The following is a 12,401-nucleotide window of genomic DNA, read 5'->3' as shown; positions in this document are numbered from 1 at the left end:
CACGACACGGCTATTGCAGCAGTCGGGACATGCCCTCACTCATGTGCCCCTCGCCTCCGACAACCGCTGCTTCTTCCGCCGAAAGCGGATCGCTCAGTCCGGTCGCAACCACCGAAACCCTGAACTTTCCGGCAAGGCTCTGGTCGAAAATAGCGCCCACGACGATATTGGCGTCGTGGTAGACCTCGTCGCGAATGCGCGTAGCGGCCTCATCCACTTCGAACAGGGTCATGTCCGTTCCGCCGGAGATCGAGATCAGCACGCCGCGGGCGCCCTTCATCGAGACTTCATCGAGCAACGGGTTCGATATTGCCGCCTCCGCCGCCTTCATCGCGCGAGCCTCCCCGGAGGCCTCACCCGTTCCCATCATGGCGCGCCCCATGTCGCGCATCACCGTCTTGACGTCGGCGAAATCGAGATTGATCAGACCCTCTTTGACGATCAGGTCTGTGATACATCCCACACCGGAATAGAGCACCCGGTCAGCCATCGAGAAGGCGTCTGCAAAGGTCGTCTTGGCGTCTGCGACGCGGAAGAGATTCTGATTGGGAATGACGATGACCGTATCGGTGCTTTCCCTCAGGCGTTCGATGCCCTCCTCCGCAGCCTGCATGCGGCGCCGGCCCTCGAACGTGAAGGGCTTGGTGACCACCCCGACCGTTAGAATACCCGCCCGACGTGCCGCTTCCGCGATCACAGGTGCCGCACCGGTTCCGGTACCGCCGCCCATACCCGCCGTAACGAAGCACATATGCGTGCCGGCGAGGTGATCCATGATCTCATCGATCGACTCCTCGGCTGCCGCCCGACCGACATCGGGCAAGGAACCGGCTCCGAGCCCCTGGGTCACGGTCGCACCCAGCTGGATGATCCGCGCGGCCTTGGACATCGTCAAAGCCTGGGCGTCCGTATTGGCGACGATGAATTCCGCGCCCTCCAGCCCCTCGGCGATCATGTTGTTGACTGCGTTGCCGCCGCCGCCGCCGATACCGATGACCGCAATCTTGGGCCGCATTTCGGTGATCTCCGGTTTCGTGTTGTCCGTCATGCTCGTCTCCCGGAGCCGTTGAAGCCGCTCAGCGCTCGGCGCAGGCGGCTGGATTTGGTACTGGCCGGCCTCCGGCCGGCACGATGCGAATCATCGCGCAAAGTCTAGCATCCGAAAAACGGCATGATGCAGGCAAAGCTGAATGTCCATGGCATTCGACGAACCAACGCGATCTGCGGACAGGGTTGGACCACAATGGCAGAAGGCGATATTGAAAAGTCAGCCCACCGGATTTAGTGCAGCGTTTCGCCTTCCGCCTCGTCCCGCAGGATGCGGAATGCATCGTACAGCGCGTCCACGAGGATATCGGTCAGCTCATCACCCCTGTTTTCGGCGATGAGGATTTGTACGTCGCGGTCCTGGCGATGGTAGAAGTGATCGGCTTCGTTCGACATATCATTGTCCCCTTGAGGCCGGACGACATCCCGGCTGATCCTTCATCTGTAAGAGAATTCGCTTGCGCAAAGCTTGAGCCCGGCGGAGAGCTGCAAATCTGGCGGCGCTTCGAATGGCGCTGACGGGCACGAATCACCGACCACTGGTATGGAAGGCCTATGAGGCGCCGGGATGACGGAAACTGCAACGAGCTGGAGGAAACAGACGGAAGTCGTTTGCTGAGGATCACGAGCCTCCACGGTACCCTCCCCAAAGTGAGCCAGAAACCGACAACACTCTGCCGTACGCGAGAACAGAACCGGAGACACACATGACCAACGCCTTCGCAACCTATCCCAGCCTTGCCGGCAAGACGGCTCTTGTGACCGGCGGCGCCTCTGGCATCGGCGCCGAAATCGTTCGCGCTTTCGCAGCACAGGGGTGCCGCGTCGGTTTCATCGATCTCGACGCGCAAGCCAGCGCCAGGTTGGCGTCAGAAGCGGGACAGATCGACTACGAGATTTGTGACTTGAGGGACGTCACCGCACTCAAGGTCGCCTGCGCCGCGCTCCGCCGGCGTCTTGGTCCGGCATCAGCTCTCGTCAACAATGCGGCACGCGACGACCGGCATGGATGGCGCGATCTCTCGCCCGAATACTGGGATGACCGGATGAATACCAATCTGCGGCATCAGTTCTTTGCCATTCAGGCGGTCGCCCCGGACATGATCGAACTTGGCGGCGGCTCGATCATCAACCTGGGTTCCAACAGCTGGTGGGAAGCGGCAGACGGATTTCCGGCCTATGCGACGGCCAAAGCCGCAGTGCACGGATTGACTCGCACGATGGCCCGCGAGCTCGGCCAATATCGCATCCGCGTCAATGCCGTCGTCCCCGGCTGGATCATGACCGACCGGCAGAAGGAGCTGTGGGCAACGCCGGAAAAGCTTGAGGCGCATCGCCGCCGCCAGTGCCTTCCGGATTTGATAGACCCAGTCTATGTCGCGCGCATGGTTCTCTTTCTCGCCTCCGACGATGCGCGCATGTGCACCGCCGGCAGCTACATGGTCGAAGCTGGCTCCATTTGAGAGGCCGCCAAGCGATCATGCTCCCGCGTCGTGACATCTGTCGGCGCCGGCGACCGTGACCGTGAATTCCGGCTGCCCCTTGATGGTGTTGCTCACGGTGCAGATTTCGCCCTCGGCAAGACGAGCGATTTCGTCTCTCGTCGCTTTATCGAAGTCGCCGGCTATTTCGAATTCGATGTCGAACCGCGCAAGGCGGGAAGGTTCGTCCGGCGCCTTTGAGCCCGTGACACGCACAGTGACGCTCGTGAGGCGATGCAGCATACCGAGCCTGCTCGCCGCAATGCGGGCGCTCATCGCCAGGCATGCCGACAGTGAAGCGTAGAGTAGGTCCAGCGGATTGAAGCCCGCCTCTGCGGCTCCGGTCCTGACATCGATCACACCACCCGTCTCCGACACGACATGCGGAAAGCCGGTGCGCCCCATGGTGGCAATCGCGCCCGTCGGCCGTATCTTGGTCGTCGCTGCACTGTTCATGCCGTTACGTCCTCACCTCGTGGGTCGTGAGAAGGTCTATATCAGGCGTCCGAGCCACAAGGCATCGTTTCCGTCTTGCGGCGCTTGCAGCTCTGCAAATCCCGCGCGTGTCCAGAAGCGGGCACCTCTGATATTTGCAGGACTGACACCGACGTGTGCCGCGCGCACGCCGCACGACGCCGCCGCGACGATCCAGCGGTCCAAAAGCGCAAATCCGACGCCTTGCCCCTGCAGCCTTGGCAGAACGTTCATGTGCAGGTGTGCAGGATAGCTTCCGCACACGACGGCGGGATCTGCCTTCGGGTGATGGAGGAGATGAGCCAGACACTGGTCAGGAGTCCAAGCAGAGCGACGGGACACGTCTGGGTCGACATATCTTCGCCGTAAAGAAGGCCACCACGCCTGTTCCAGACGCCTCTCCCACGACCGGGCATCTTCGGTGCCGACGACGTAGCCAGCAACACCCTCCTCATCAGCAACAACGAATGCGAGATGCGGCGCCAACAGCACGTAGGGCGCCGCGTAGATATGGCCGATCAACCGGGGATCAGAATAGAGGCCCGATGCGTCACGGCCAGAATCGCCGGTGACGAGACAAATGCCGTAGACCGCATCGAGATCGTCCTCGTGGGCTGGACGGATGATCACCGGGACCTCTCTCCAAGGAAGCGACGTCAGAAGAGCGTCAGACGCTAGATTACCTTCCGCCGCACCTCAAGGAGGATTTCGATGCGAGGCCGTTCCGCCTGCGACATCCAACCTGTTCGCTAACAAAGGCGGTGGCGATCCTCACCGCTGCTTCGTTCAACCGGCCGGCGTCAACGTGACGGAGGTGCCGGTCGCTGCAAGATTGAGCCCGAGTTGTCCGGTCAGGCTGATCGTTTGCAGATGAATGGACCCGGACGTGCCGCCGACGAGAATGTTCGCTCCGATACCCGCGCCGACAGTCGCCTCGGCTGTGGCTCCCTGGTAGAGACCGCCGAGTGAGCCAAGGTGATATCCGGCTGTGGGGGCAAAGACCGCCCAGACCAGCCGGCTGCGTGTCGTGAAGCCGACGTCGATGCCCATCTTGCGCACCACGCCGACGTAACGGTCGAGCGGCTCACTCCCGATCGCGGACGTGAAGACGCATTCCACGTCCTTGGCGGAGCCCAGCACGTAGCCGACGCCCCCGCCGATGCTGCAGTCAAGATAGCCGATCCGGACGCCGCCGGCCGGCCCGTTGTCACGAAATGTCGGCGCGGGCTCGGATCGCACGATCGCATCCGCCGAAATCGCGGAACCCGCGCTCATCGCAACCGGCAAGGCGGCGAGTGCCGCGGCAAGAATCTTCTGCATCCCTGTCACTCCTATTGATAGCTTCGATGCCCCTTGGGTGGGTCCCAGGCCGAAGCAGCCGAACAGTGTTGGGAAATGCCTATGGCGAAAGAATGATCCTCTACGCCGCCGCACGGCGATACACGAAATAGTGAGGCTGGGACGCAATCCTCCGGCCGGACGTATCTGGTCAAATGCGTAGGCCCGGCGCCTCCTGTCCAGTGCGTTCGACGTATTCGGCATACCCCCCGCCGTATTGGTGGATGCCGTCCGGTGTGAGTTCCAGCACACGATTGGAAAGGGCCGACAGGAACCGGCGATCGTGGGAGACGAACAGCATTGTACCCTCGTAAGCCGAGAGTGCCTTGATCAGCATCTCCTTCGTATCGAGATCGAGGTGGTTGGTCGGCTCGTCGAGAACAAGGAGATTCGGCGGGTCGAACAGCATAGCCGCCATCACCAGCCGGGCCTTCTCGCCGCCCGAAAGTATGCGGCACCGCTTCTCGACGTCATCGCCCGAAAAACCGAAACAGCCCGCGAGCGCCCGAAGCGGCGCTTGCCCGGCCTTAGGAAAACGCTCCGCCAGCCATTGCAGTATGGTGCTGTCGCCGACGAGCAGATCCATGGCATGCTGGGCGAAATAGCCGAGCTTGACGCCGGCGCCGAGCGAGACATTCCCCTTGTCCGGCTCGGCAGAGCCGGCGACCAGCTTGAGTAACGTCGACTTGCCGGCGCCGTTGATGCCCATGATGCACCAGCGTTCACGCCGCCGCACCATGAAGTCGAGGCCGTCATATATCGTCCGGCTGCCGTAGGCCTTGTGGACGTTCTTGAGATTGATCACGTCTTCGCCGGAACGCGGTGCGGGCAGAAATTCGAAGGCGACCGTCTGACGCCGACGAGGGGGTTCGACGCGGTCGATCTTTTCGAGCTTTTTCACTCGGCTCTGAACCTGTGAGGCATGAGAGGCGCGGGCCTTGAAACGCTCGATGAACTTGATCTCCTTCGCCAGCATCGCCTGCTGACGCTCGAACTGCGCCTGCTGTTGCTTCTCGTTCAGCGCTCGCTGTTCTTCATAGAAGCCGTAATCGCCGGCATAGGTCGTCAGCGCGCCGCCATCGATCTCGATGATCTTGTTAACGATCCGGTTCATGAATTCCCGGTCATGGGATGTCATCAACAGCGCACCGTCATAGCTTTTCAGGAATTCCTCCAGCCAGATGAGGCTTTCGAGATCGAGATGGTTGCTCGGCTCGTCGAGCAGCATGACGTCCGGGCGCATCAAAAGGATACGGGCAAGCGCCACACGCATCTTCCAGCCGCCCGACAGATTGGCGACGTCGCCATCCATCATCTCCTGGCTGAAGCTCAGTCCCGCCAGAACCTCGCGGGCGCGCCCCTCCAGCGCATAACCATCGAGTTCCTCGTAGCGCGCCTGCACCTCGCCATAGCGCTCAATGATCGCGTCCATTTCATCCATGCGGTCCGGATCCGACATCGCGGCTTCCAGCAGGCGAAGCTCCGCCGCCACGACGCTGACCGGTCCCGCGCCATCCATCACCTCGGCTACGGCCGATCGTCCTGTCATCTCGCCGACATCCTGGTCGAAATAGCCGATCGTGACACCCTTCTCGACGGAGACCTGCCCCTCGTCGGGCAGCTCCTCGCCGGTAATCATTCGAAAGAGCGTCGTCTTCCCCGCTCCGTTCGGTCCGACGAGACCGATCTTCTCGCCGCGGTTCAGCGCTGCCGAGGCTTCGATATAGAGAATGCGGTGACTGTTGGACTTGCTAATATTGTCGATACGGATCATGGGAAAGACGGCCTCATTGTGTGGGCAGCGCTATGCCACGCGCTCGCGCCACTGTCACCCAGGGATCCGCGCCTTATCGCCTCCCGGCAGAGAAAGCGGAGCGGATCAGCGACCACGATGCGTGCGTTGACATTATAGCGCGGCGTTAGGCATGCCTGCGATAACCAGCCGAGAATGGGACCTACTTTTGGGAAACCGGATTACCAAGGGCTTGCAGACTGGCGGAGAGGGTGGGATTCGAACCCACGATACGGTTGCCCGTATGCCGCATTTCGAGTGCGGTGCTTTCGACCACTCAGCCACCTCTCCGGTCACATTGGTCGGCGCGATTTGTGCGCGGGCTGTCTCATAGCGACGAAAGCTCGGGCTGACAAGGGTGAATATCAAATCGCCCAGTGCTTTTGTCTTGACAGCCTTTTGCGCCTCACGTATGCGAACCGTGAATTAGGTATGGGCTAACTGTGCCTTGATTTCTCTAGCCCTTTGGGCAGAGTTCGCCGGCAGGCACGAACGGCTCTTCCTGAGCCGAACGAGCCCGCTCCATCCGACTGGCAAAAAGACGGCCGTCCCGTAGGGCAGAGCCGGAACGAACATGAAAGGATAAAAAATGTTCGCAGTCATCAAGACCGGCGGTAAACAGTACCGCGTTGCAGCCAATGACGTGCTGACCATCGAAAAGCTGGAAGCCGCCGCTGGCGACAAGATCGAATTCACCGAAGTCCTCGTGATCGGCGAAGGCGCCGACGCCAAGATCGGTGCTCCCTTCGTGAAGGGCGCCAGCGTCAAGGCGGAAGTTGTCGAGCAGAACCGCGGCAAGAAGGTCATCGCCTTCAAGAAGCGCCGTCGCCAGAACTCCAAGCGTTCGCGCGGCCATCGCCAGCATCACACGGTCGTCCGCATCACGGACATCGTTGCGGCTTAACGGTTCACGGGTACTTAGGTTAAAGGAGAAGTCCAATGGCACACAAAAAAGCTGGCGGTTCCTCGCGCAACGGTCGCGATTCTGAATCCAAGCGCCTTGGCGTGAAGAAGTTCGGCGGCGAAGTCGTCATTCCTGGCAACATTATCGTTCGTCAGCGCGGTACGCAGTGGCATCCCGGCGCCAACGTCGGCATGGGCAAGGACCATACCATCTTTGCACTCGCCGCCGGTAATGTCGCCTACCGTACCAAGGCCAATGGCCGCGTGTACGTGTCGGTGATGCCGAAAACGGCAGAAGCAGCGGAATAAGCCGGTAACGCTCTAAAACAGCCGGCGTCGCATCGACCCGGCTGGACTTAGCAGGTTCAGAAAAAGCCAAAAAGGGGAGATGGGGCGCCACCCAACTCCCCTTTTCTTTTGCGCTTTTTAAACTCCAAGGAGGACTGAACCATGCAAAGTGAGTTTTTAAGGGACGACCAGTACCGGTCGCCCAAGGATCGGCTGAGGCCGGAGCGGTTAAGGAGCGATTGCCCTGTCCTGTTGTCTCAGCGGCTCGTCATGCGCGCGCCCCACGAAGAAGACATCGACGCCCTTTCCCATCTCGCCAACAACGCCGCCGTCGCGACCATGGTGTCGCGGATGCCTCATCCCTATACGGCAAAAGACGCCGCCGACTTCGTGCGACGCTCCAATCTCGGCGAGATCGGCAAGTGCGTCTACGCGATTACGAAGACGGAGAACGGTGCCTTCCTCGGTTGCTGCGGACTGGAGCCGCATCAGGATGACCCCGAGACGCTAGAGATCGGCTACTGGCTCGGCCAGCCGTACTGGAATCAGGGCTATGCCACCGAAGCGGCACATGCGCTCATAGACATGGCCTTCCGAACCCGGGAAATCCGTTTCATCGACGCTCGCTGCCGCGTGACGAACATCGCGTCCCGGCGCGTGATCCAGAAGTGCGGGTTTCAGTTCCAGGGATCCGGAATGGTCGGCAGTCTTGCGCTCGGCGGCATGGTGCCGGTCGAGTGGTACCGGCTGGATCGGAAGACCTGGATGTCTCTGAAGAGCTGGGGAGAAATGCGATGAACGCGCTGCTCCCCAGAGAAGTGTCCTCGCTTCCCGGCCCCTGCCCGGTCGTTCGTACCGGGCAGTTGGTGCTGCGCCCGCACAAGATGAGCGATGCCCCCGCGATTGCCGATTCTCTTGGCGATTTTCAAGTCGCGCGGATGCTGGCGCGGGTTCCCGTGCCGTTCGACCTGCAGGACGCCACCGATTGGCTGAACCGCACCGGAGCCATTACGACACCCGACTGGTCATTTGCCATCACCACGGGCGACGATGTGCATATCGGGGCGGTTGCCATCGAGCTTAGAAATGGGCGATGGCACCTCGGCTACTGGCTGAACCGTTACTTCTGGGGAAGAGGCATCATGAGCGAGGCGGTCGCGGCCGGGATTGATCGTTTCTATCGGCGCATGCCCGAGGCGATCATCCATTCCGGCGCGTTCGCGGACAACACGGCATCGCTCAAAATTCAGCAGAAGGTCGGCTTCTCGATCATGCGGAGCGGAGATGTGTACAGTCGTGCCCGCGGAGCGATGGTGTCTCATATCGAAACCAGGCTCGCTCCCATGGATTTCCGCCGACCACGGCGCCCTTAAAGCAATCAGAACGAGGTTGCCGGCGACATCTGCCGCCGGCAACCGTTGATCCCGGGCCGCAGGGACGTTGACAAACGAAGTGTTGTAAGTCGCGAACTTCGCGATACTCTTTGACCTCTGGACAAACGGCCTATATCGATGGCGCAAAAATCCGCCCACTCTGACAGTTGATCCATGGCAGTGCGATGAAATTTCTCGACGAAACAAAAGTCTACATTCGGTCCGGCGACGGTGGTGCCGGCAGCGTTTCATTCCGGCGCGAGAAATTCATCGAATTCGGCGGCCCCGACGGCGGCGACGGCGGACGTGGCGGCGATGTCTGGGTCGAAGCCGTCAACGGCCTCAACACGCTGATCGACTTCCGCTACCAGCAACATTTCAAGGCGAAGACCGGGCAGCACGGCATGGGCCGCAACCGCACCGGCGCCAACGGCGGCGACGTCACCTTGAAGGTTCCCGTCGGCACGCAGATCTTCGAGGAAGACAACGAGACGCTGATCGTCGACATTGTGCGAGAAGGTCAGCGCTTTCGGCTGGCCGCCGGCGGCAATGGCGGGTTCGGCAACGCGCATTTCAAGTCGTCGACCAACCAGGCGCCCAACTGGGCCAATCCAGGCCTCGAGGGCGAAGAAAAGACTATCTGGCTGCGGCTGAAGCTCATCGCCGACGTAGGCCTTGTCGGACTTCCAAATGCCGGAAAGTCCACATTCCTGGCAACTTGTACCCGTGCGCGGCCGAAGATCGCCAACTATCCGTTCACGACACTTCATCCGAACCTCGGTGTGGCAACCGTTGACGGGCGGGAATTCGTCCTCGCCGACATTCCGGGCCTGATCGAGGGAGCGCATGAGGGTGTCGGCATCGGCGACCGTTTCCTCGGGCATGTCGAGCGAACCCGTGTGCTCCTGCACCTCGTTTCGGCGCAGGAGGAAAATGTCGGCAAGGCATACAAGACGGTCAAGCACGAGCTCGAGGCCTATGGTGGGGGTCTCGTCGAGAAGCCCGAGATTGTAGCGCTCTCGCAAATCGACGTGCTGGACGATTCCGAGCTGAAGAAGAAGGCGGCGGCGCTCAAACGCGCATCCGGCAAGACGCCTTTGCTGCTATCGGCTGTGACCGGCAAAGGAATGACCGAGGCGCTACGCGCGCTGAGAGATGTCGTCGCGGGCGATGGCAACTCCGAAACGGACATCCCCGAACGTCCCTACAAGAAGCGCAAACACGAGGGGCTAGCCGAGGACGACGATCAATGACGACCGGCGAAAGATCCCTGTCGCAGTACCATCGCATCGTCATCAAGATTGGCTCCGCTTTGCTCGTCGATCGCAAGAGCGGCCTAAAATCCTCGTGGCTGAACGCGATTTGCCAGGATATCGCTGACCTGAAGGCGAAGGGTCTTGACGTACTCGTCGTCTCTTCCGGCGCCATTGCACTCGGCCGAACCGTTCTCGACCTGCCGTCCGGCGCGTTGAAGCTTGAGGAGAGCCAGGCAGCCGCAGCGGTGGGACAGATTTCTCTCGCACGCGCTTGGTCGGAGAGCCTGTCACGATCCTCAATCGTGGCCGGCCAGATCCTGTTGACGCTCGGTGACACGGAGGAACGGCGGCGTTATCTCAACGCCCGCGCCACTATCAACCAGCTCTTGAAGATCGGCGCAGTCCCGATCATCAACGAGAACGACACGGTTGCAACCACCGAGATCCGCTATGGCGACAACGACCGGCTGGCCGCTCGCGTCGCCACCATGGCTGGAGCCGATCTTCTGATTCTGCTCTCCGATATTGATGGCCTTTATACCGCGCCGCCCCATCTCGACGCGAACGCGCGCTTTCTCGAAACGGTTGCGGATATAACTCCGGAGATCGAGGCAATGGCGGGAGGCGCCGCCTCGGAGCTTTCACGCGGCGGAATGCGCACCAAGATCGATGCCGGAAAGATCGCCACTGCCGCGGGCTGCGCGATGATCATCGCGTCCGGCACGACGGACAATCCGATCCGCGCGATCGTTGAGGGTGCGCGTCATTCCTGGTTCGCCCCCTCACCAGCGCCGGTGACGGCGCGCAAGACCTGGATCGCCGGACATCTTCAAGCTGCGGGCGAGCTGCACGTCGATGCGGGCGCGCAGACGGCGCTTCGCGCCGGTAAGAGCCTTCTGCCGGCAGGCGTAAAAAAGATCGTCGGCCAGTTCAGCCGTGGCGACACAGTAAGCGTCATCGGAGAACAGGGCCGGGAGATCGCTCGCGGACTGGTATCTTACGATGCCGATGAGGCTCGCAGGATCACGGGCAGAAAGTCCGGCGAGATCGAGGAGATTCTCGGCTATGCCGGTCGCGCCGCCATGATTCACCGGGACGACCTGGTGATCACCGGCGTAACGCGCAAGAAGGTCGAAGGCTCCATGGAGAACAAGGATAAGGCCAATGCTTGACGCAGTTGCCACGTCTGACGATGTTCAAGCGCTGATGCTCGATATCGGCTCTCGCGCCAAAGCGGCAGCCCGGCCGCTTGCGATCGCGACGACAGAACAGAAGAACCGTGCATTGCACGCCATGGCACAGGCGATCCTCGACAGCACGGACGTGATACTTGCGGCCAATGCTGTTGACGTTGAGAACGGGAGGGCTTCAGGCCTGACGGGTTCCTTCATGGATCGCCTGACGCTCGATCCAGGCCGGGTTGCGGCCATTGCGCGCGGAATTCGCGACATCGCAGAGCTGAAAGATCCCGTCGGCGAAGTTATTGCCGCCTGGGAGCGTCCGAACGGCCTCAAGATAGAGCGTGTGCGCACGCCACTCGGCATAATCGGCGTAATTTACGAAAGCCGTCCAAACGTCACTGCCGACGCCGGCGCGCTCTGCCTGAAGGCAGGCAACGCGGTCATCCTGCGCGGCGGATCGGATTCGGTTCATTCCTCACGTGCGATCCATGCCTGCCTTGTGAAGGGTCTCGAAAAGGCGGACCTGCCTACCGACGCCATCCAGCTCGTTCCCGTAACGGATCGTGCCGCGGTCGGCGCCATGCTGACCGGCCTCGGCGGTGCGATCGACGTGATCGTGCCGCGGGGCGGCAAGAGCCTCGTGGCGCGCGTCCAGTCGGAAGCCCGCGTACCCGTCTTCGCGCACCTAGAGGGCCTCTGCCATGTTTACGTCGACCGCTCCGCTGACCTTGAGATGGCCAAAAAGGTCGTGCTCAACTCGAAGATGCGGCGCACCGGCATCTGCGGAGCGGCGGAAACCCTTCTGATTGATCGAGCCGCCGTGGGGACTCACCTTGCGCCCATTTTGGAAGCGCTGGCGCAGGCCGGCTGCGAGCTTCGCGCCTCGCCCGAGGTGCAGGCGGTCTTTCCCGAAGCCAAATCTGCCACGGAAGAGGATTGGCGGACGGAATATCTCGACGCCGTGATCGCTGTCACGCTGGTCGATGGAGTGGACGGTGCCATCGGTCACATCGCGAAGTATTCGTCCAATCATACGGAAGCCATTCTTGCTGAAGATCTAACGGCTGTTGAACGGTTCTTTAACGAAGTTGATTCGGCGATCCTCCTGCATAACGCCTCTACCCAGTTCGCCGATGGCGGCGAGTTCGGGATGGGGGCGGAGATCGGGATTGCCACCGGAAAGATGCACGCCCGAGGTCCCGTCGGCGTGGAACAGCTGACATCGTTCAAGTACCGGGTTCACGGCGCCGGCCAGGTCAGGCCCTGAC

14 protein-coding genes and 1 tRNA gene are annotated in these 12,401 nt (G+C 61.3%); 8 read left to right on the top strand and 7 right to left on the bottom strand.

Annotated elements, in window-relative coordinates; translation table 11 throughout:
- Nucleotides 1-10: 10 nt before the first annotated feature.
- Both ftsZ and H4I97_RS17940 read right to left on the bottom strand, forming a co-directional pair.
- Nucleotides 11-1,048 carry a cell division protein FtsZ gene (ftsZ, locus tag H4I97_RS17945; RefSeq protein ID WP_182305934.1) on the bottom strand — a complete coding sequence of 346 codons (1,038 nt, stop codon included), beginning with the start codon at nt 1,046-1,048 and terminating at the stop codon, nt 11-13.
- A 233-nt stretch (nt 1,049-1,281) separates the two neighbouring features.
- The gene (locus H4I97_RS17940; protein WP_182305933.1) at nt 1,282-1,443 is read right to left on the bottom strand and encodes a hypothetical protein; all 162 of its coding nucleotides are present in this window, start codon (nt 1,441-1,443) and stop codon (nt 1,282-1,284) included.
- A 311-nt stretch (nt 1,444-1,754) separates the two neighbouring features.
- Between H4I97_RS17940 and H4I97_RS17935 the strand changes: the two genes are divergently transcribed.
- Entirely contained in the window at nt 1,755-2,510 is a 756-nt protein-coding gene (locus tag H4I97_RS17935; RefSeq protein WP_182305932.1) for an SDR family NAD(P)-dependent oxidoreductase, read from the top strand.
- Nucleotides 2,511-2,525: 15 nt separating this feature from the next.
- On the opposite strand, the gene H4I97_RS17930 is transcribed toward H4I97_RS17935, so the two are convergent.
- From H4I97_RS17930 to H4I97_RS17910, 5 genes are all read right to left on the bottom strand, one after another.
- The gene (locus H4I97_RS17930; RefSeq protein ID WP_182305931.1) at nt 2,526-2,984 is read right to left on the bottom strand and encodes an OsmC family protein; all 459 of its coding nucleotides are present in this window, start codon (nt 2,982-2,984) and stop codon (nt 2,526-2,528) included.
- 36 nt (nt 2,985-3,020) lie between these two features.
- Entirely contained in the window at nt 3,021-3,632 is a 612-nt protein-coding gene (locus H4I97_RS17925; RefSeq protein WP_182305930.1) for a GNAT family N-acetyltransferase, read from the bottom strand.
- Between the two features lie 156 nt (nt 3,633-3,788).
- The gene (locus H4I97_RS17920) at nt 3,789-4,322 is read right to left on the bottom strand and encodes a DUF992 domain-containing protein (protein WP_182305929.1); all 534 of its coding nucleotides are present in this window, start codon (nt 4,320-4,322) and stop codon (nt 3,789-3,791) included.
- A 169-nt stretch (nt 4,323-4,491) separates the two neighbouring features.
- Entirely contained in the window at nt 4,492-6,114 is a 1,623-nt protein-coding gene (gene abc-f / locus H4I97_RS17915; protein WP_182305928.1) for a ribosomal protection-like ABC-F family protein, read from the bottom strand.
- Between the two features lie 219 nt (nt 6,115-6,333).
- Nucleotides 6,334-6,423 (bottom strand) — tRNA-Ser (locus H4I97_RS17910).
- 298 nt (nt 6,424-6,721) lie between these two features.
- On the opposite strand from H4I97_RS17910, the gene rplU reads away from it, so the two are divergent.
- The 7 genes from rplU to H4I97_RS17875 all read left to right on the top strand — a co-directional run bounded on the left by rplU (nt 6,722) and on the right by H4I97_RS17875 (nt 12,400).
- A complete protein-coding gene (gene rplU / locus H4I97_RS17905; protein ID WP_182305927.1) occupies nt 6,722-7,036 on the top strand; it encodes a 50S ribosomal protein L21 in 315 nt (104 codons plus the stop codon).
- A gap of 35 nt (nt 7,037-7,071) precedes the next feature.
- Nucleotides 7,072-7,344: a 50S ribosomal protein L27 gene (gene rpmA / locus H4I97_RS17900; protein WP_182305926.1), complete on the top strand. Its 273-nt coding sequence runs from the start codon at nt 7,072-7,074 to the stop codon at nt 7,342-7,344.
- A gap of 141 nt (nt 7,345-7,485) precedes the next feature.
- Nucleotides 7,486-8,121 carry a GNAT family N-acetyltransferase gene (locus H4I97_RS17895; RefSeq protein ID WP_182305925.1) on the top strand — a complete coding sequence of 212 codons (636 nt, stop codon included), beginning with the start codon at nt 7,486-7,488 and terminating at the stop codon, nt 8,119-8,121.
- Nucleotides 8,118-8,696, top strand: coding sequence for a GNAT family N-acetyltransferase (locus H4I97_RS17890; RefSeq protein WP_182305924.1), 579 nt, complete (start codon nt 8,118-8,120; stop codon nt 8,694-8,696). The genes H4I97_RS17895 and H4I97_RS17890 overlap by 4 nt, the downstream gene beginning before the upstream one ends.
- Before the next feature lie 185 nt (nt 8,697-8,881).
- Nucleotides 8,882-9,949 (top strand): GTPase ObgE, encoded by a 1,068-nt coding sequence (gene obgE / locus H4I97_RS17885; RefSeq protein WP_182305923.1) that lies wholly within the window; start codon nt 8,882-8,884, stop codon nt 9,947-9,949.
- Nucleotides 9,946-11,124 (top strand): glutamate 5-kinase, encoded by a 1,179-nt coding sequence (proB, locus tag H4I97_RS17880; protein WP_182305922.1) that lies wholly within the window; start codon nt 9,946-9,948, stop codon nt 11,122-11,124. The genes obgE and proB overlap by 4 nt, the downstream gene beginning before the upstream one ends.
- The gene (locus H4I97_RS17875) at nt 11,117-12,400 is read left to right on the top strand and encodes a glutamate-5-semialdehyde dehydrogenase (protein WP_182305921.1); all 1,284 of its coding nucleotides are present in this window, start codon (nt 11,117-11,119) and stop codon (nt 12,398-12,400) included. Before proB ends, H4I97_RS17875 begins: the two co-directional genes overlap by 8 nt.
- Nucleotide 12,401: the final 1 nt, after the last annotated feature.

Origin of the sequence: Ciceribacter thiooxidans (assembly GCF_014126615.1) — a bacterium.
Taxonomy (GTDB): domain Bacteria; phylum Pseudomonadota; class Alphaproteobacteria; order Rhizobiales; family Rhizobiaceae; genus Allorhizobium; species Allorhizobium thiooxidans.
Note: the sequence above shows the minus strand (reverse complement) of the source record. Positions and strands in the feature narration are given on the sequence as shown.

Excerpts from the sequence above, each read along its gene's own strand:
- rpmA (WP_182305926.1), top strand. The coding sequence starts at position 7,072 with ATGGCACACAAAAAAGCTGGCGGTTCCTCGCGCAACGGTCGCGATTCT.
- ftsZ (WP_182305934.1), bottom strand. The coding sequence starts at position 1,048 with ATGACGGACAACACGAAACCGGAGATCACCGAAATGCGGCCCAAGATT.
- H4I97_RS17875 (WP_182305921.1), top strand. The coding sequence starts at position 11,117 with ATGCTTGACGCAGTTGCCACGTCTGACGATGTTCAAGCGCTGATGCTC.
- obgE (WP_182305923.1), top strand. The coding sequence starts at position 8,882 with ATGAAATTTCTCGACGAAACAAAAGTCTACATTCGGTCCGGCGACGGT.
- H4I97_RS17935 (WP_182305932.1), top strand. The coding sequence starts at position 1,755 with ATGACCAACGCCTTCGCAACCTATCCCAGCCTTGCCGGCAAGACGGCT.
- H4I97_RS17940 (WP_182305933.1), bottom strand. The coding sequence starts at position 1,443 with ATGTCGAACGAAGCCGATCACTTCTACCATCGCCAGGACCGCGACGTA.
- H4I97_RS17895 (WP_182305925.1), top strand. The coding sequence starts at position 7,486 with ATGCAAAGTGAGTTTTTAAGGGACGACCAGTACCGGTCGCCCAAGGAT.
- abc-f (WP_182305928.1), bottom strand. The coding sequence starts at position 6,114 with ATGATCCGTATCGACAATATTAGCAAGTCCAACAGTCACCGCATTCTC.
- H4I97_RS17930 (WP_182305931.1), bottom strand. The coding sequence starts at position 2,984 with ATGAACAGTGCAGCGACGACCAAGATACGGCCGACGGGCGCGATTGCC.
- rplU (WP_182305927.1), top strand. The coding sequence starts at position 6,722 with ATGTTCGCAGTCATCAAGACCGGCGGTAAACAGTACCGCGTTGCAGCC.
- H4I97_RS17920 (WP_182305929.1), bottom strand. The coding sequence starts at position 4,322 with ATGCAGAAGATTCTTGCCGCGGCACTCGCCGCCTTGCCGGTTGCGATG.
- H4I97_RS17890 (WP_182305924.1), top strand. The coding sequence starts at position 8,118 with ATGAACGCGCTGCTCCCCAGAGAAGTGTCCTCGCTTCCCGGCCCCTGC.
- proB (WP_182305922.1), top strand. The coding sequence starts at position 9,946 with ATGACGACCGGCGAAAGATCCCTGTCGCAGTACCATCGCATCGTCATC.